General features: G+C 66.7%; 10 protein-coding genes and 2 tRNA genes. 6 read left to right on the top strand and 6 right to left on the bottom strand.

Annotated features, from left to right (window positions below; genetic code table 11):
* Nucleotides 1-88 precede the first annotated feature (88 nt).
* Nucleotides 89-164: transfer RNA gene (locus H7F35_RS20720), tRNA-Lys, on the bottom strand.
* A 152-nt stretch (nt 165-316) separates the two neighbouring features.
* Between H7F35_RS20720 and H7F35_RS20725 the strand changes: the two genes are divergently transcribed.
* Nucleotides 317-1,024: an SDR family NAD(P)-dependent oxidoreductase gene (locus H7F35_RS20725; RefSeq protein ID WP_187108468.1), complete on the top strand. Its 708-nt coding sequence runs from the start codon at nt 317-319 to the stop codon at nt 1,022-1,024.
* Nucleotides 1,025-1,074: 50 nt separating this feature from the next.
* Here the strand turns inward: H7F35_RS20725 and H7F35_RS20730 are convergent.
* A tRNA-Ala gene (locus tag H7F35_RS20730) sits at nt 1,075-1,150 on the bottom strand.
* 90 nt (nt 1,151-1,240) lie between these two features.
* Between H7F35_RS20730 and H7F35_RS20735 the strand changes: the two genes are divergently transcribed.
* Entirely contained in the window at nt 1,241-2,107 is an 867-nt protein-coding gene (locus H7F35_RS20735; RefSeq protein ID WP_187108469.1) for an alpha/beta hydrolase, read from the top strand.
* Between the two features lie 30 nt (nt 2,108-2,137).
* On the opposite strand, the gene H7F35_RS20740 is transcribed toward H7F35_RS20735, so the two are convergent.
* On the bottom strand, nt 2,138-3,115 hold the full coding sequence (locus H7F35_RS20740) for a GMP reductase (RefSeq protein WP_187108470.1): 978 nt from the start codon (nt 3,113-3,115) through the stop codon (nt 2,138-2,140).
* A 207-nt stretch (nt 3,116-3,322) separates the two neighbouring features.
* On the opposite strand from H7F35_RS20740, the gene H7F35_RS20745 reads away from it, so the two are divergent.
* From H7F35_RS20745 to H7F35_RS20755, 3 genes are all read left to right on the top strand, one after another.
* The gene (locus H7F35_RS20745; RefSeq protein ID WP_187108471.1) at nt 3,323-5,740 is read left to right on the top strand and encodes a UvrD-helicase domain-containing protein; all 2,418 of its coding nucleotides are present in this window, start codon (nt 3,323-3,325) and stop codon (nt 5,738-5,740) included.
* A 107-nt stretch (nt 5,741-5,847) separates the two neighbouring features.
* Entirely contained in the window at nt 5,848-9,726 is a 3,879-nt protein-coding gene (locus H7F35_RS20750; protein WP_187108472.1) for a DUF2339 domain-containing protein, read from the top strand.
* The gene (locus tag H7F35_RS20755; RefSeq protein WP_261803290.1) at nt 9,723-11,249 is read left to right on the top strand and encodes a DUF3999 domain-containing protein; all 1,527 of its coding nucleotides are present in this window, start codon (nt 9,723-9,725) and stop codon (nt 11,247-11,249) included. The genes H7F35_RS20750 and H7F35_RS20755 overlap by 4 nt, the downstream gene beginning before the upstream one ends.
* Nucleotides 11,250-11,270: 21 nt before the next feature.
* Here H7F35_RS20755 and H7F35_RS20760 read toward each other — a convergent pair whose 3' ends face one another.
* The 3 genes from H7F35_RS20760 to H7F35_RS20770 all read right to left on the bottom strand — a co-directional run bounded on the left by H7F35_RS20760 (nt 11,271) and on the right by H7F35_RS20770 (nt 13,614).
* Nucleotides 11,271-12,101: a BPSS1780 family membrane protein gene (locus H7F35_RS20760; protein ID WP_187108473.1), complete on the bottom strand. Its 831-nt coding sequence runs from the start codon at nt 12,099-12,101 to the stop codon at nt 11,271-11,273.
* A gap of 9 nt (nt 12,102-12,110) precedes the next feature.
* Complete coding sequence (locus H7F35_RS20765) at nt 12,111-13,181, bottom strand: homoserine kinase (RefSeq protein WP_187108474.1); 1,071 nt, start codon at nt 13,179-13,181, stop codon at nt 12,111-12,113.
* A 61-nt stretch (nt 13,182-13,242) separates the two neighbouring features.
* Complete coding sequence (locus tag H7F35_RS20770; protein WP_187108475.1) at nt 13,243-13,614, bottom strand: hypothetical protein; 372 nt, start codon at nt 13,612-13,614, stop codon at nt 13,243-13,245.
* Between the two features lie 97 nt (nt 13,615-13,711).
* Here H7F35_RS20770 and polA point away from each other — a divergent pair, with 97 nt between their 5' ends.
* A complete protein-coding gene (polA, locus tag H7F35_RS20775; protein ID WP_187108476.1) occupies nt 13,712-16,525 on the top strand; it encodes a DNA polymerase I in 2,814 nt (937 codons plus the stop codon).
* Nucleotides 16,526-16,584: the final 59 nt, after the last annotated feature.

A 16,584-nucleotide genomic window follows, 5' to 3' on the forward strand; every position in this document is an offset into this window, starting at 1 on the left:
AGCCCGCGTCCATGCAAGGCGGTGCGCCAATGAAAAAAGCCTGCTACCGGTGAGGTAGCAGGCTTTTCAGCGTTTCCGCAGTGTTGGTTGGTGGGCCCTGAGTGACTCGAACACTCGACCTACGGATTAAGAGTCCGCTGCTCTACCAACTGAGCTAAGAGCCCTTGCTTTGAAAACGTTTGGCGTTTTCTGGCAAGACCACGAGTATATCCCAGAATTTATGGCCGTCCAGAAAAATTGTGAGTCGCAGCGTTAGGATGCGCCACTACCGGCGGGGCATGCCCCTCTACCCCTATCTCTACCAGGAGAAATTTCGATGAGCGATGCAAGCACCACGCCCCATGTCCTGATCACCGGCGCTGCGGGCGCGCTGGGCCGTGCGGTGGCGCAGCACTTCCTTGAACGGGGCGCGCGTCTCGCGCTGGTCGACCATCATGCGGGTCGCCTGGCGGAAGTGTTCCCGGGTCTCGACAACTCGCAGCACCTGTTGCTCGCCGGCGACGTGACCTCGGCGTCCGACATGGCAGGCCTCGCGGAGCAGGCGCTCAAGTCCTTCGGCCGCATCGATGCGCTCGTGCACATCGCGGGTGGCTTCGAGATGGGCGAGGCGACGCATGCGCTCACGCGTGCGAGCTGGGACCGCATGATGAATCTCAATGCGTGGTCGTTCGTCGCGGTGACGCAAGCGGTGCTGCCTTCGATGATCGAGCGCGGCACCGGCAGCATCATCGCCGTGACGGCGAAGGTGGCGGCACGCGGTATGCCGGCGATGGCGGCGTACATCGCATCGAAGAGCGCGCTGCAGCGCCTGGTCGAAGCCATGGCCGCCGAGGCGGCGCCGCACGGCGTCAACGTGAACAGCGTGGCGCCCAGCGTGCTCGACACGCCCGCCAACCGGCAGGCCATGCCCGATGCGAATCCGGCCGACTGGGTTTCGACCTCGGTCGCGGCGCAGACCATCGGTTTCCTCGCCTCGCCAGCAGCGGCCGCGCTTCACGGCCAGCACCTGACGCTCGATACCTGAGTCGCAAAAAGAAAAGGCCCTGGCGATTGCCAAGGCCTTTTCGAATCGGTTGGTGGAGAGGATGAGGATCGAACTCACGACCTCCGCATTGCGAACGCGGCGCTCTCCCAGCTGAGCTACCCCCCCAACACAACTCAAATTCTAACCAGAACTCCCGTTTTGGCGCAGGCCTTCATGCCAAGATGCGCGCCTCGCGAATCAAGGAGCAGGAACCGCATGGCCTCGTACGAACCCGCCTGGCTGGAAGGCATGTACAACAACCTCGCTCGGGTCAAGGACCACCCGGCGTACTTTGAGCGATGGGCGCGCGAATCGGCCCAGGCGCGCGACACCTTGCCCAGCCGGATCGACCTGCCTTACGGCGACGGCCCGAACGAAACGCTCGACATCTTTCCGGCCCCCGTGCCCGACGCGCCGGTCCTGGTTTTCATCCACGGCGGCTACTGGCGCGCGATGGACAAGAGCCAGCATTCCTTCATCGCACCCGCATTCAACGACCGCGGCGTGTGCATGGTCGTGCCCAACTATGCGTTGTGCCCCGGCCCCGTCGGGCAGCCCGTGACTGTGCCGGGCATCCTGCTGCAGATGGTGCGCGCGCTCGCGTGGACCTGGCGCCATGTCGCAGCCTATGGCGGTGATCCGTCGCGCATCACCGTCGCCGGGCATTCGGCTGGCGGACACATGGCCGCGGCCTTGCTGGCCTGCGATTGGAAGGCAGTCGCGCCTGATTTGCCCGCGCACCTGGTGCGCAATGCGCTGTCGATCTCAGGCCTTTACGACCTGCGCCCGCTGCAGCGCACGCCGTTCCTGGAGAACGTGCTTCACCTGACGGATGCAGACGCGCTGCGTGCCAGCCCCGCGCTCTGGCCGGCACCTTCGCGCGGCCAGCTCTACGCGGTCGCGGGCGGCAGCGAGAGCCCGGAGTTCATTCGCCACAACGCCATGATCCGCGAGGCGTGGGGCCGCAACACCGTGCCGGTGTGCGAGGTGCTCCCGGGGCTGAACCACTTCGGCGTGGTCGATGCGATCGCCGATCCGGCCCATGCGCTGCACCGGCATGCGGTGCAACTGCTCGAAGCCTGACGACGACCGGCGCAGCTCCTCGGGGCCGCCTTACATCAGCAGGTGTTCGCCCTCGTTGGCGCCGCCCAGCGTGACGTAGTTGACCTTGCGGATGTCCATCAGCGTGCGGCCGCCCGCGTAGCTGATCGAGCTCTGCACGTCCTGCTCCATCTCGATGAGCGTGTTGGCCAGCTTGCCCTTGATGGGTTCGAGGATGCGCTTGCCCTCGACGTGCTTGTATTCGCCCTTGTTGAAGTCGCTGGCCGAGCCGTAGTACTCCTTGAAGAGCACGCCGTCGACTTCGACCGTCTTGCCCGGCGATTCTTCATGCCCCGCAAACAGCGAGCCGATCATCACCATCGACGCGCCGAAGCGCACGCTCTTGGCAATGTCGCCGTGGTCGCGGATGCCGCCGTCCGCAATGATCGGCTTGGTGGCCACGCGTGCACACCACTTGAGCGCCGACAGCTGCCAGCCACCGGTGCCGAAGCCGGTCTTGAGCTTGGTGATACAGACCTTGCCCGGGCCGATGCCCACCTTGGTCGCGTCCGCGCCCCAGTTCTCCAGGTCGATCACGGCCTCGGGCGTACCGACGTTGCCGGCAATCACGAAGGACTTCGGCAGCTTTTCCTTGAGGTAGCCGATCATGTTCTTCACGCTGTCGGCATGGCCGTGCGCAATGTCGATCGTGATGTATTCGGGCGTCAGGCCCTCGGCCACCAGTTGGTCGACCGTGTCGTAGTCGGGCTTCTTCACGCCGAGCGAGATGGAAGCGAACACGCCCTTGCCCTGCATGTCCTTGACGAACTTCAGGTTGTCGAGGTCGAAGCGGTGCATGACGTAGAAGTAGCCGTTCTGCGCCAGCCACAGGCAGATCGACTCGTCGACCACTGTCTTCATGTTGGCCGGCACCACCGGCATGCGGAACGTGCGTTCGCCCAGCTTCACGCTGGCGTCGCACTCGGAACGGCTTTCCACGCGGCACTTGCGCGGGAGCAAAAGGATGTTGTCGTAATCGAAAATTTGCATGACCAGGCTCCTGAAAGGAATCGTTGAACAGAACGAAAGAGCGCTTGGTCCGGCCGGTTTTCGCGGCGCCTTCTGCAAAGGAAGACGCCCACAAAAAACCGGGCGCAAGAAACTTGGGCCCGGTGATTGAGTTTACGCGGTCTCGCAGCGGCGGGTCTTCTGCTTCTTCATATAACCCGCATACGCAGTGGTTTCTACAATCGCAGGATGTTATTTAACGATCCTGCGGCTGACGCCCACCCTGCGGACATGCCGCTGCTCCATAACCTGAACGCGGAGCAACTCGCCGCGGTCACGCTGCCGGAGGGCAATGCGCTGATCCTTGCGGGCGCCGGCTCCGGCAAGACCCGCGTGCTCACCACCCGCATCGCGTGGCTGCTCCAGACGGGGCAGGTCTCCGCCGGCGGCATCCTCGCCGTGACCTTCACCAACAAGGCCGCCAAGGAAATGATGACGCGGCTGACGGCGATGCTGCCCGTCAACGTGCGCGGCATGTGGATCGGCACCTTCCACGGCCTGTGCAACCGCCTCCTGCGCGCCCACTGGAAGCTGGCCAACCTGCCGTCGACCTTCCAGATCCTCGACACGCAAGACCAACTCTCGGCCATCAAGCGCCTGATGAAACAGTTCAACGTCGACGACGAGCGCTTCCCGGCCAAGCAGACGCAATGGTTCATTGCCGGTGCCAAGGAAGACGGCCTGCGCCCCGGCGATGTCGAAGTCCGCAGCGATGACGACCGCAAGAAGGTCGAGCTGTACCAGCTCTACGAAGAACAATGCCAGCGCGAAGGCGTGGTCGATTTCGGCGAACTGATGCTGCGCAGCTACGAACTGCTGCGCGACAACGACCCGGTGCGCGAGCACTACCAGCGGCGCTTTCGCCACATCATGATCGACGAATTCCAGGACACCAACCGCCTGCAGTACGCGTGGATCAAGATGCTGTCGGGCAACGTGGCTGCGGGCCAGTTCACGCCCAGCGAAAACAACAGCGTGATCGCCGTGGGCGACGACGACCAGAGCATCTACGCCTTTCGCGGTGCGCGCGTGGGCAACATGACCGACTTCGTGCGCGAGTTCAATGTGCGCCATCAGATCAAGCTGGAGCAGAACTACCGCAGCTACAGCAACATCCTGGATTCGGCCAACGAGCTGATCAGCCACAACAAGAAGCGCCTGGGCAAGAACCTGCGCACCGATCAGGGCCCTGGCGAGCCTGTGCGCGTCTACGAGTCGCCTACCGATCTGGCCGAAGCGCAGTGGATGGTCGAGGAAATGCGCCAGCTCGTGCGCGACGGCTTCGACCGGAAAGAGATGGCCGTGCTCTACCGCAGCAATGCGCAAAGCCGGGTGATCGAAACGGCGCTCTTCAACGCCTCGGTGCCGTACCGCGTGTACGGCGGCCTGCGCTTCTTCGAGCGCGCCGAAATCAAGAACGCGCTGGCCTACCTGCGCTTGCTCGAGAACAAGGACGACGACACCAGCTTCCTGCGCGTCGTCAATTTCCCGCCGCGCGGCATTGGCGCGCGCACGCTCGAAACCCTGCAGGACGCGGCGCGCGCGGCCGGGCGCTCGCTGCACGACGCGGTCAGCGCCGTCGGCGGCAAGGCTGGCGCCAACCTCACGGGCTTCGTCGCCAAGATCGACGTGCTGCGCGAGCAGACCCAGGGCGTGAGCCTGCGCGAGATCATCGAGCTGGTGCTGGACCACAGCGGGCTCATCGAGCACTACAAGGCCGACCGCGAAGGCGCGGACCGTGTCGAGAATCTGGAAGAACTCGTGAATGCGGCCGAGAGCTTCGTCACGCTGGAGGGCTTCGGCCGCGATGCGGTGGCATTGCCGGTCGACGAGCTGCGCCAGTCGCCCGCGAGCCAGGGCATCGACCTGACCCGCCCGGTCTCCGACGAACCGCTCGCGCCCGATGCCGAGACCGGCGAAACGCTCAGCCCGCTGGTCGCCTTCCTCACGCATGCCGCGCTCGAGTCGGGCGACAACCAGGCGCAAGCCGGCCAGGACGCGGTGCAACTGATGACCGTGCACGCAGCCAAGGGCCTGGAGTTCGACTGCGTGTTCATCACCGGCATGGAAGAGGGCCTGTTCCCGCACGAGAACTCGATGAGCGACTTCGAAAGCCTCGAGGAAGAACGCCGCCTGATGTACGTGGCGATCACGCGCGCACGCAAGCGTCTGTACCTGAGCCATTCGCAGACGCGCATGCTGCACGGCCAGACCCGCTACAACGTCAAGAGCCGCTTCTTCGACGAACTGCCCGAGGGGGCGCTCAAGTGGCTCACACCCAAGAACCAGAGCTTCACGCCTTCGGCCTTCGGCTATGGCGGCGGTTACGCCAGCACGCGCGGTGGTGGCGGCGCCTACAGCGGCGGCAGTGGCTACGGTGGCGGCAGCAGCAGCAAGGACACCTTCGCCAGCCCGCCGGTGCCACCGCAAAAAACGGCGCCTTCGCATGGACTGCGCTCGGGCATGCAGGTGTTCCACAACAAGTTCGGCGAAGGCACGGTGGTGGCGCTCGAAGGCACGGGCGACGACGCGCGTGCGCAGGTCAAGTTCACGCGCCACGGCGTGAAGTGGCTGGCGCTTTCCGTCGCCAAGCTCACGCCCGTTTGACGGCGCTACTAAAACTATAGCTAACACCGCAGGCAGGACGGGCGTCAGGGCGTCTTTTTCCTTGAACGGCCGTACACTCCGGGCTCGCCAAACAAGGGGAGTTCGGGATGTGGTTTCTTGGCATCATTGCCGGCCTGGTGATAGGCGCGCTGTTCCAGTCGGTGCCTGCGGCGCTGGTCCTTGCGGTGCTGGGCGCCTTTGCGCTTCCGCAGATCTTCGGCAAGAAGAAAGCCGCGCCCGAGCGATCCGGCGCTGAAAGCGCTCCCAACCCGAGCGCCGCAAGCCCCGCGATTGCCAGCGCGGCCACGGCCCCGGCCGGCGGTGTGCTGAAGCTGCAGCAGCGCGTGGCGGAACTCGAACAGCGGGTCTCGCTGCTCGAGTCCCGGTTGTCGCAAGGCGCGGCCGGTGCCATCGCCGCACCTGTAGCTACAGCCTCCGTGATTCCCGAACTGGCCGATGCGCCGGCGAGCGATCTCGCGACCTCGATGGCGGACACGCCGCTCGCCACCATGCCGTCGCTGCCGTTGGCGCCGCCACGGGCGGAACTGGCCCGTCCGGGCATCGCCAAGATGACGGTGCCCGCGCCCGTCGTCGCAGCAGTTGCAGTTGTCGTCGCCGATGTGCCGGTTGCAGCCGTCGAGCCTGTGCTGGCTGTTGCTGTCGCTCCCGTCGAAAAAACCGTCACACCGCCGCAACCCGAGGCGGTTGCTCCCATCAAGCCGCCTGTGGCCGCACCAGCGCCGGTCCGCCGCCCACCTCCGCCGCCCCCACCACCGCCAGTGCCGCTGCGCGACCGCCTGCCCGCACCCATCGCCAACCTGATCTTCGGCGGCAACATGCTGGTCAAGCTCGGCGTGCTGATCCTGTTCCTTGGGCTGGCTTTCCTGCTGCGCTATACGGCAGAGCGCGTGACCGTGCCTATCGAGCTGCGCTATGCGGCCGTGGCGCTGGTGGGCGCGGGCCTGTTGGTGCTGGGCTGGCTGCTGCGCAAGAAGCGCGCGGGCTACGCGCTGATCCTGCAGGGCGCGGGCATCGGTGTCTTCTATCTCACGACGCTCGCGGCCATGAAGCTCAGCGGGCTGCTGCCGGCCAGCGTTGGCTTCGCCTTCCTGTTCGGCGTGGCCGTGCTCAGTGCTGCGCTGGCAGTGCTGCAGAACGCGCCGCTGCTGGCCATCGTTGCCGCGCTCGAAGGTTTCGCGGCGCCGGTGCTCGCCTCCACCGGCTCGAACCAGCCAGTGGGGCTGTTCACCTACCTGCTGGTGCTCGATGTCGGCATTGTGTTGGTCGCCTGGTTCAAGGCCTGGCGCGTGCTGAACCTGATCGGTTTCGTCGGCACCTTCACGCTGGCGGCCGGCTGGGCGCACAAGTACTACACCGACGACCAGTACGGCACCATCCAGCCGTTCCTGATCGCGTTCTTCCTGCTATTCACCGCCATCGGCCTGCTGTTTGCGCGCCGCACGTTGTTCGATGCGCCGGTGCAGCCCGCGCACCCGCTGGCCACGCGCGCGCTGGACACGCTGCGCCGCGCCGGCCGGGTCGACAGCTCGCTCGTGTTCGGCACGCCCATGGTCGCGTTCGGCATGCAGTACCTGCTGATGCGCCCGTGGGAATACGGCGCCGCCTTCTCGGCGATGGCGCTCGCGGCCTTCTACCTCGTGATGGGCCGGCTGGTGTTCGCGACGCAGCCCAAGGGACTGGCGCTGCTGGCGGAGGCCTATGCCATCGTCGGTGTGATCTTCGGCACGCTGGCGATTCCGCTCGGCCTCGAAGGGCGGTGGACTGGGGCCGCCTGGGCGGTCGAGGCGGCCGGCATGTACTGGCTGGGCGCGCGGCAGGGGCGCGTGTATGCGCGCGCCTTCTCGTTCGTGGTGTTTGCCGGTGCGGTGCTGAAGCTGCTCGAAGCGACCGGGCTCGACGCGGCGCCGGGGCATCCGTTGCTCGAAGGTTCGCTGATCGGCCCGCTGCTGGTGGCCGTGAGCGCTTTTGCCATGTGGGCCATGCACCGTCGCGCCAAGCTCGACGTGGGCAACACAGTGGAAGCCATGGTCGGCAGCGCCTTGCCGTGGCTCGGCATGGCCGCGCTCACGCTGCTGCTCTGGCAATGGTGGACGCCGCCGTGGGCCGCCGCTGCAACGGCCGTGCTGGCGTCGGTCACCTTCGCCGTGGCGGTGCGCTTCGCATTGCTGCCGCTGACTTACGTGAGCTTCGGCATGCAGGCGCTCGCGGTGGCGGGCTTCATCGCGACGCTGCACCACACCGGCGAGGTCACCGACGGGCGGGTGCTGGAAAGCGGATGGCAAGGCGCTGCCGCCGCCTGCCTGATCGCGCTCAGCCTGCTCGGCAGTGCTGCGTGGTCGATGCTGCAGGCGCACCGCGCGGCACTGGCGCGCGGCGTCCAGTCTGGGTGGTCGATCGGCAATGTGGTGGGCGTGCTCGCGGGTGTGAGCCTGTTGCATCTGGCGATGCTGTTCCAGCTGAACCTGGCGCAGGCCGCGTTGCTGTGGCCGCTGACCGCCACGGTCGTGTTCTGGGTGGCGCTGCGCATGGCGCACTTCCCGCTCGCCGCGCTGGCTGGCGTGCTGCAGGTGATCGCTGCGATTGCGTTCGGCGCGAGCCAGTCTGTGGACCCCGAAGCGGTGAGGCCGGCCTTCGCGCACCTCGGCTTCTGGACGCCCGTGGTGCTGGGGCTCGTGGCCTTGCTGGCTGGCGACTGGTTGCGCGACGAAGCGCGGCCGCGCGTGAGCGAGCCTGCGGGCACCGCGCCCAAGCGCTGGGCCAATGCGTGGTGCGCGAATCCGATCGTGCTGTGGGCGCCGGTGATCTGGGGGCTTTTCTGGTGGTTCTTCGGCGTGCTGGACGAAAGCATCCGTGTGCTGAACCGCCACGATCTGGCGAGCCATGTGCCGGCTGCCGCGATGGCGGTCGTGCTCGTCACCTCCGCGCTGGGTGCGCTCGTGGCGCACCGCCGCGACTGGTCGCAACTGGGCAAGGCCACGATCGCCACGCTGCCGGCTTTTGGCCTGATCGCGGCCTATGGCATTGCAGGTGGCCCGACGCCGTTCTACGTGCCGTCGAGCGCGCTTGGCTGGATCGCCTGGCCGCTGGCATTGGTGTGGCATTTGCGCCTGCTGCGTGCGCAGAAGCGCTGGTTCGATGCCCCGGCATTGACGCCTTTCCATGTGGCGGGCTTCTGGCTCTTCTTGTTGCTCGCGGCGCGCGAATGCCAATGGCAACTCGGGCGCATCGGTGCCGAGTGGTCGAGCTGGCAACTGCTGGGCTGGGCCATCGTGCCGGCGCTCGTGCTGTGGGCGCTGCGCTCTCGCGTGGCGCTCAAGCGCTGGCCGCTGACCGAGTACCGCGGCGCCTACCTGGAATTCGCGGCGACGCCGGTGGTGGTCTATCTGCTGGTCTGGGTCTGGTTCACCAATGCCGTGAGCCCCGGCAACGCCGCGCCGCTGCCTTATGTGCCGCTGCTGAATCCGCTCGAACTCGCGCAATGGCTGGTGCTGTTCGCGCTGGTGCTCTGGTGGCGTGCCTTGCCGCGGGGATCGTTCGCGCGCGTGGACCCGATGGTCGCCAAGGGCGCGGCCGGCCTCACCGGGCTCGCGCTGCTGACCGGCATGGTGCTGCGCACCTGCCTCCACTACGCCGGCGTCGAATGGCGCTTCGATGCGCTCTATGCATCGTGGCTGACGCAGGCGGCGCTGTCGATCACCTGGGCGGTCTGCGGCGTGGCCGCGATGGTGCTGGGCCACTCGCGCAAGGTGCGCACCTTGTGGGTCGCGGGCGCGGTGCTGCTCGGCGTGGTGGTGCTGAAGCTGTTCTTCGTCGAGCTGGCCAATCGCGGCGGGCTGTTCCGCATCGTGTCGTTCATTGCGGTGGGGGCCTTGCTGCTGCTGGTGGGCTACTTCGCGCCGGTGCCTCCGAAGAAGGAAGAAGAAAAAGCGGAACAGAAGGCGCCGGCCGAAGGCGGCGCGGCATGAGCGGCGCCGCGATGTGGACGCTTCGCGCGGGCAGCGCCTTCGTCGCCGTCATGGTGGCGACGAGTTTCAGCGCAGTGCATGCGCAGCCTGCCACCTCTGCGCCCATCGTGCTGCAGGGCGACGGGCCGTACCACCGGCTCACGCTCCCCCTGTCGATTTACGGCAGCGCCGCGCACGGTGACTTGCGCGATCTTCGCGTGCGCAATGCCGCCGGACATGCCGTGCCTTACGCGTGGCTGCGCAATGAAGCCGCGGCCCCACGAACCGCCTCGCAAGACGTACCGATCTTCGCGCTGCCCGGCAGCGACACCGGCACGGCTTCGGCCGATGCATCGCTCGCCTTTTCAGTGCGGCCCGACGGCTCGCTGGCGCTCGACAGCAAGGCTGCCAGCGCCCAGCGCAAGGCGAGCGAAGCGACGCAGTGGCTCATCGACCTGAGCCAGGTCAAAGGCAGCCTGCTGCAGGCCCGCTTCGAGATCGCGCCCGATGCGCGTGGCCTGTTCGCCTTCCGGCTCGAAGCCAGCGACGACCTGCGCCAGTGGCGGCCGGTGGGCAGCGAAGATCAACTGGTGCGGCTGGCCCACAGCGGCCAGACCATCGAGCGCCTCGCGGTCGACCTCGGCAGCCTGCGCACGCGTTTCCTGCGCCTGCGCTGGAGCGATCCGCAGCATGGCGTACCGCTGACCGGCGTGGGCATCGACAGCGTGCAAGAGGTCGAACCCGTCGCGCCGCTCGAATGGTCCGGCCCGCTGAAGCCGGGGCGCTGCGCCGCCGCCTATTGCGACTATCTGCTGCCGCGCGGCCTGCCGGTGCAGAGCCTGCGCATCGACCTGGCCGATATCAACACGCTGGCACAGGTCGGCGTCTCGGGGTTGTCCGAGCCGGCGCCAGCCACAGCCACGCCGCCGCAGCCCGTCCCCCGCAATCCGCTCTATGCATTGCGGCACCAGCAGCGCCGACCGGTCTCGCTGCCTGACCGGCCGGATGAATCGCCGCTGGTCGATGCAGTGGTCTACCGTCTGGCGCAAGCCGGCGGCGAGGTGCGCTCGCCCGTGCTGGCGCTCGATGGCGCGGTGTACACGCGCCTGCGTTTGCGAACTGCCGGTCCGGTGAGCGTGCTGGGTGCGACGCCGCCGACCATCGCAGTAGGCGCCGTGCCGCGCACGCTGGTGTTTCTCGCGCAGGGTGGGGCGCCGTTCTCTCTGTCGTGGAGTGCGGCGCCCGATACAGGCACTGTCGAAGGGGCTGTGCCCGGCGCACCGCTGGCGCTGTCGACGCTGATTCCGGGCTATGCCTCGGACAAGCCGGTCGTCGCCGATGGCGCCTCGGTCACGCTGCCGACGGCGGCGATCACGGCAGCGGTGGCGGCTGCGGTGCAGCCGCCGATTCCGCAGACGGATGGCCTCGATCCGTCGCGCAAATGGTGGCTCTGGGGTGCGCTGGGTGTCGGCCTGTTGTTGCTGGCCGGCATGGCGTGGTCGCTGTTCGCGAGCCTGCGCAAGGACGGGGCCGCGCCCGACTGAACCGGGCGGCCGCGCTCACGCTCAGTTCGGATCGAAAGTGTCGCGGAAGGTGAACCAGGTCGAGCTGAGCGACATGGCCGCGAGCACCAGCGCCGTGCCGACGATCAGCACATTGCCCACCGCCAGCGCGGCGCCGCCCGAGCCCATCGCGCCGACGCCGATCAGCACCGTGGCGAGCAGGCCCATGCCGATGCCGGCGATCAGGAACACGCCGAACCACGCAATGCCGAACAGCGTGTAGGCGCCGAAGTTGCGGAACAGCGCGACGATGCTGAAGAAGATGCTCTTCACCGGCTCCACGCGGTGCCAGTGCACCAGCGCCGGCGCATGCCACATGGCCAGCGACAGCGGCAGGTTCAGGCACATCAGCAGCATGCGCGCCACCTGGAAGTCGCTGCTCGTGATCACTTCGGGCGTCAGCGGATCGTCGAGCAGGTAGGCGCGTGCGAGCTGGCCGCCGTCGACCAGCGTCGTCACCATCACCGCCAGCACGAAGTAGACCGCCGAGATGATGCCCAGCACCAGCAGCGAGCGCCATTCGGCGCGCATGGCGCTGAACACTGCCACGAACATTGCCGAACCCGTGGGGCGCTTCGCGTCGCCGGCCTGGCCGACGCCTTCGGCGTTGTCGGTGTAGGCCACCGAGGTCGCGACCATCAGGCCCAGCGTCATGAACGGCACCAGGGCTGGCGCGAACAGGCTGCCCAGTATCGGCACGATCGACACCGTCGAGATCATCGCCATCAGCAGGAAGAACAGCGAGATGAAGGCCAGCGGCTGTCGCCAGAAGGTCTTGAGTCCGAGGCGGACCCATTCGGCGCCGGTTCGCGCCGGCACGAGGTTGAGTTTCATGTGTGGGGGTCAGGCAGCCACAAGCAGCGGCTCGAAGGCCTGTGCCATGACATGCGGGTGGGTGGCGCGCTCGCGCAGCACGCGCTCGAAGTGCGACGGGTCGTGGGGCTTGAGCATGCTCGCCTCACGGGGCAGGTAAAAGTCCCACAGGCGCGAGATCCAGAAGCGCAGCGCCGCAGCGCGCAGCATCGCGGGCAGCAGGGTGCGCTCGGCGGCGTTCAGCGGGCGCACGGATTCGTAAGCCGACAGCAGCGCGTCGGCGCGTTCGGCATGGTGCCGGCCGGTGGGCAGATCGATGGCCCAGTCGTTCAGGCACACGGCCAGGTCGAACAGCCAGGTGTCGGTGCCGGCGAAGTAGAAATCGAACACGCCGGTCAGGCGTGGTGCGGCACCTGCGTCGTCGCCGGTCGCGAACATCACGTTGTCGCGGAACATGTCGGCGTGCACCGGGCCACGGGGCAATGCCGCGTAGGTCGACGATTCGGCGACATGGTTCTGGTAGGCCAGCTCGGCGCGCAGCAGGGCGGATTGCGATTCTTCGATATAGGGCAGCACCACCGGCACGGTTTCGTTCCACCAGGCCAGGCCACGCAGGTTCGGCTGGGTGCGTGAATAGTCGCGGCCTGCCAGATGCATGCGTGCCAGCATCGCGCCCAGCTCGGCGCAGTGGGCTGGGCCGGGAGCGAGTTCGCTGTGGCCCGAAAGCTTTTGCACCAACGCGGCGGGCTTGCCGGCGACCATGTGCAGCAAGTCGCAGGAGGTGTCGGTGGCGGGCGTCGGTGGCAGGCTCTTTTTCGACGGCTTCTCGGCGGCGGGCGCGATGGCCATGGCGGCCACGGGCTCCGGCACCGGCAGGCCGGCAGCCGCCAGGTGCTTCATGAGGCTGAGGTAGTAGGGCAACTGCTCGGCGCTCAGGCGCTCGAACAGCGTCAGCACGAACTCGCCGGACTCGGTGGTCGCGAAGTAGTTGGTGTTTTCGATGCCGCCCTGGATGCCGCGCAGGTCGCGCAGGCGGCCGACGCCGAGGCGTTGCACGAGCGCGTCTGCCTCGCCGAACTGGACTTCGGTAAAAACTGCCATGGCGTTGCTCAGCGCCGGGCCGAGGATGCGGGAGATGGGAGGAAGTGGGCGGGTCGCACGGTCAGAACTTCATCACGTTCCAGACGCGCGGGCCATTGGCGCCGGTCTCCGACGAGCCCTGGCGCCCCGTGCCTGCGTCGGCCGGCAGCACTTCGTAGCCGGGCATGTTCGACTTGGGCTTGACGTTGATGCTTTGCGTGCGGCCGCCGTAGCGGACTTCGTCGACCGAGGCACCGCTGTCTTCGGTGTGCAGGTTCTCGACCTTCTGGTTGCGCCGACCGTCTGCCTGCTCCTGATTTGGTAGCGATTCCGCCGGGGCCGGCGTGGCCGCCGGTTGGGCGGGCGCGGGCTGCGCCTGCACGGCGGCAAAGGGGGCGGCGAAAGCCAGCGCCAGCAGGATGCGGCGGGCGACCAGGAGTGTGGAGCTAGGCATGCCTTGATTGTAGGCGCGGCACCGCTTCCCGTCTGTCGGTGCGCAGGCCGTTTCGCCGTGGTTCGGCGGACCGGTCCGGGCACGGCAAAATGGCCCGATGACCGACAAGAAAACGCTGCTGCTCGTCGATGGCTCGAGCTACCTCTACCGAGCCTTCCATGCGATGCCCGATCTGCGCGCCGTGCCTGGCGACCCGAAGAGCCCGGCCACCGGCGCCATTCGCGGAATGATCAACATGATGACCGCGCTGCGCCGCGAGGTGCGCGCGGACTACGCGGCCTGCATCTTCGATGCGCCCGGCAAGACCTTTCGCGACGACTGGTACCCCGAGTACAAGGCCAACCGCTCGCCGATGCCCGACGACCTGCGCAGCCAGATCGACCCCATTCACGAAGTGGTCAGGCTGCTCGGCTGGCCGGTGATCACCGTGCCCGAGGTCGAGGCCGACGACGTGATCGGCACGCTCGCCAAGATTGCCGCCGCGCAGGGCATCGAGGTGATCGTGTCCAGCGGCGACAAGGACCTGAGCCAGCTGGTCGACGAGCACATCACCATCATCGACACGATGAACGGCAAGCGGCGGGATGTGGCAGGTGTCACTGCCGAGTTCGGCGTGCCGCCCAACTTGATGGTCGATTACCAGACGCTAGTGGGCGATAGCGTCGACAACGTGCCCGGTGTCGAGAAGGTCGGCCCGAAGACTGCTGCCAAGTGGCTGCTCGAGTACGGCTCGCTCGATGCGCTGGTCGAACGCGCGGCCGAAGTAAAGGGCGCCGCGGGCGAGAACCTGCGCAAGGCCCTCGACAAGCTGCCGCTGAGCAAGCGCCTCGTCACCATCCGCACCGACTGCGACCTCGAAGGCCACGTCACCGGCTTGCCCTCGCTCGAGAACCTGCCGGTCGGCGCACCGCAGACCACCGAGCTGAAACCCTTCTACGAGAAGTTCGGCTTCAAAAGCCTCGTCAAGACGCTCGAAGCGCAGGAAGTGCCGCCAGAGCTGATAGCGGAGAGCGTCAAGAAGAAGTCCGCCAAGGCCAGCACCGACCAGGGCGGCCTGTTCGACGAGCCCGCTGACCTGAGCGCGCTGGAGGCTGCCGCCCCCGCGAGCAACCTCAAGTACGACACCATCACCACCTGGGAACAGTTCGACGCCTGGCTCGCGAAGCTCGAAGCCGCAGACCTCGCGGCCATCGACACCGAAACGACCTCGCTCGACGAAATGGTCGCGCAGATCGTCGGCGTGAGCTTCAGCGTCACGCCCGGCGAAGCGGCCTACATTCCGCTCACCCACAACTACCCCGACGCGCCCGAGCAGTTGCCCATCGACGAAGTGCTTGCCAAGCTCAAGCCGTGGCTGGAGAACGGCGCGAAGAAAAAGCTCGGCCAGCACATCAAGTACGACCGTCATGTGTTCGCCAACCACGGCATCGAGGTGCAGGGCTACGCGCACGACACCATGCTGCAGAGCTACGTGCTCGAAGTGAACAAGCCGCATGGCCTTTCAAGTCTGGCCGAGCGCCACCTGGGCCGCAGCGGCATCTCGTACGAAGACCTGTGCGGCAAGGGCGCGCACCAGATCTCGTTCAGCCAGGTCGACATCGCCAAGGCCGCCGAGTATTCCTGCGAAGACAGCGACCTGACCCTCGATGTGCACAACACGCTGTGGCCGCGCCTGCAAGCCGACGAAAAATTGGGCTTCATCTATCAGCTGGAGATGGAGTCGAGCGAGGCACTCTTTCGTATCGAGCGCAACGGCGTGCTGATCGACAGTGCCACGCTCGCCGCGCAAAGCCATGAACTCGGCACGCGCATCATGGAACTGGAGCAAGAGGCCTACGAGATTGCCGGCCAGCCTTTCAACCTGGGTTCGCCCAAGCAGATCGGCGAAATCTTCTTCACCAAGCTCGGTCTGCCGGTGGTCAAGAAGACGCCGAGCGGCGCGCCCAGCACCGATGAAGAAGTGCTCGAAAAACTCGCCGAAGACTACCCGCTGCCCGCCAAGATCCTGGAGCATCGCGGCCTGTCGAAGCTCAAGGGCACGTACACCGACAAGCTCGGCCAGTTGGCCAACCCACGCTCGGGCCGCGTGCACACGCACTATGCACAGGCGGTGGCCGTCACCGGGCGGCTGAGCAGCAATGACCCCAACCTGCAGAACATTCCGATCCGCACCCCTGAAGGCCGCCGCGTGCGCGAAGCCTTCGTGGCACCGGCCGGCAGCGTGATTGCCAGCGCCGACTATTCGCAGATCGAGCTGCGCATCATGGCCCACATCAGCGGCGACGAATCGCTGCTGCGCGCCTTCAAGGAAGGCATCGACGTGCACCGGGCCACCGCCGCCGAAGTGTTCGGCTCCACGCCCGACCAGGTGTCGAGCGAGCAGCGACGCTATGCCAAGGTCATCAACTTCGGCCTGATCTACGGCATGAGCAGCTTCGGCCTGGCGCGCAACCTGGGCATCGAGACCAAGGCCGCGGCCTCGTACATCGAGCGCTACTTCGCGCGTTATCCGGGCGTGAAGGCCTACATGGACGAGACCAAGGCGAGCGCCAAGGAAACGGGCTACGTCGAGACCGTGTTCGGCCGGCGCCTGTACCTGCCCGAGATCAACTCGCCCAACGGCCCGCGCCGTGGCGGCGCAGAACGCGCGGCCATCAACGCGCCGATGCAGGGCACGGCGGCCGATCTGATCAAGCTCAGCATGGTCAAGGTACAGAACGTGCTTGATGAAGAAAAGCGCGCCACCAAGATGATCATGCAGGTGCACGACGAACTGGTGTTCGAAGTGCCCGAGGCCGAGGTCGAATGGGTGCGCACCGAAATCCCGCGCCTGATGGCCGGCGTGGCGGACCTCAAGGTGCCGCTGCTCGCCGAGATCGGCGTCGGTCCCAACTGGGACAAGGCCCACTGATCCCGCATTGATCTACCAAGTCGACCGAAGAGACAACGAAAGAAAGAAGAACGCAAGCC

The sequence above is a fragment of the Variovorax sp. PAMC26660 genome, from assembly GCF_014302995.1.
Classification (GTDB): domain Bacteria; phylum Pseudomonadota; class Gammaproteobacteria; order Burkholderiales; family Burkholderiaceae_C; genus Variovorax.

Excerpts from the sequence above, each read along its gene's own strand:
- H7F35_RS20725 (WP_187108468.1), top strand. The coding sequence starts at position 317 with ATGAGCGATGCAAGCACCACGCCCCATGTCCTGATCACCGGCGCTGCG.
- H7F35_RS20735 (WP_187108469.1), top strand. The coding sequence starts at position 1,241 with ATGGCCTCGTACGAACCCGCCTGGCTGGAAGGCATGTACAACAACCTC.
- H7F35_RS20740 (WP_187108470.1), bottom strand. The coding sequence starts at position 3,115 with ATGCAAATTTTCGATTACGACAACATCCTTTTGCTCCCGCGCAAGTGC.
- H7F35_RS20745 (WP_187108471.1), top strand. The coding sequence starts at position 3,323 with ATGTTATTTAACGATCCTGCGGCTGACGCCCACCCTGCGGACATGCCG.
- H7F35_RS20750 (WP_187108472.1), top strand. The coding sequence starts at position 5,848 with ATGTGGTTTCTTGGCATCATTGCCGGCCTGGTGATAGGCGCGCTGTTC.
- H7F35_RS20755 (WP_261803290.1), top strand. The coding sequence starts at position 9,723 with ATGAGCGGCGCCGCGATGTGGACGCTTCGCGCGGGCAGCGCCTTCGTC.
- H7F35_RS20760 (WP_187108473.1), bottom strand. The coding sequence starts at position 12,101 with ATGAAACTCAACCTCGTGCCGGCGCGAACCGGCGCCGAATGGGTCCGC.
- H7F35_RS20765 (WP_187108474.1), bottom strand. The coding sequence starts at position 13,181 with ATGGCAGTTTTTACCGAAGTCCAGTTCGGCGAGGCAGACGCGCTCGTG.
- H7F35_RS20770 (WP_187108475.1), bottom strand. The coding sequence starts at position 13,614 with ATGCCTAGCTCCACACTCCTGGTCGCCCGCCGCATCCTGCTGGCGCTG.
- polA (WP_187108476.1), top strand. The coding sequence starts at position 13,712 with ATGACCGACAAGAAAACGCTGCTGCTCGTCGATGGCTCGAGCTACCTC.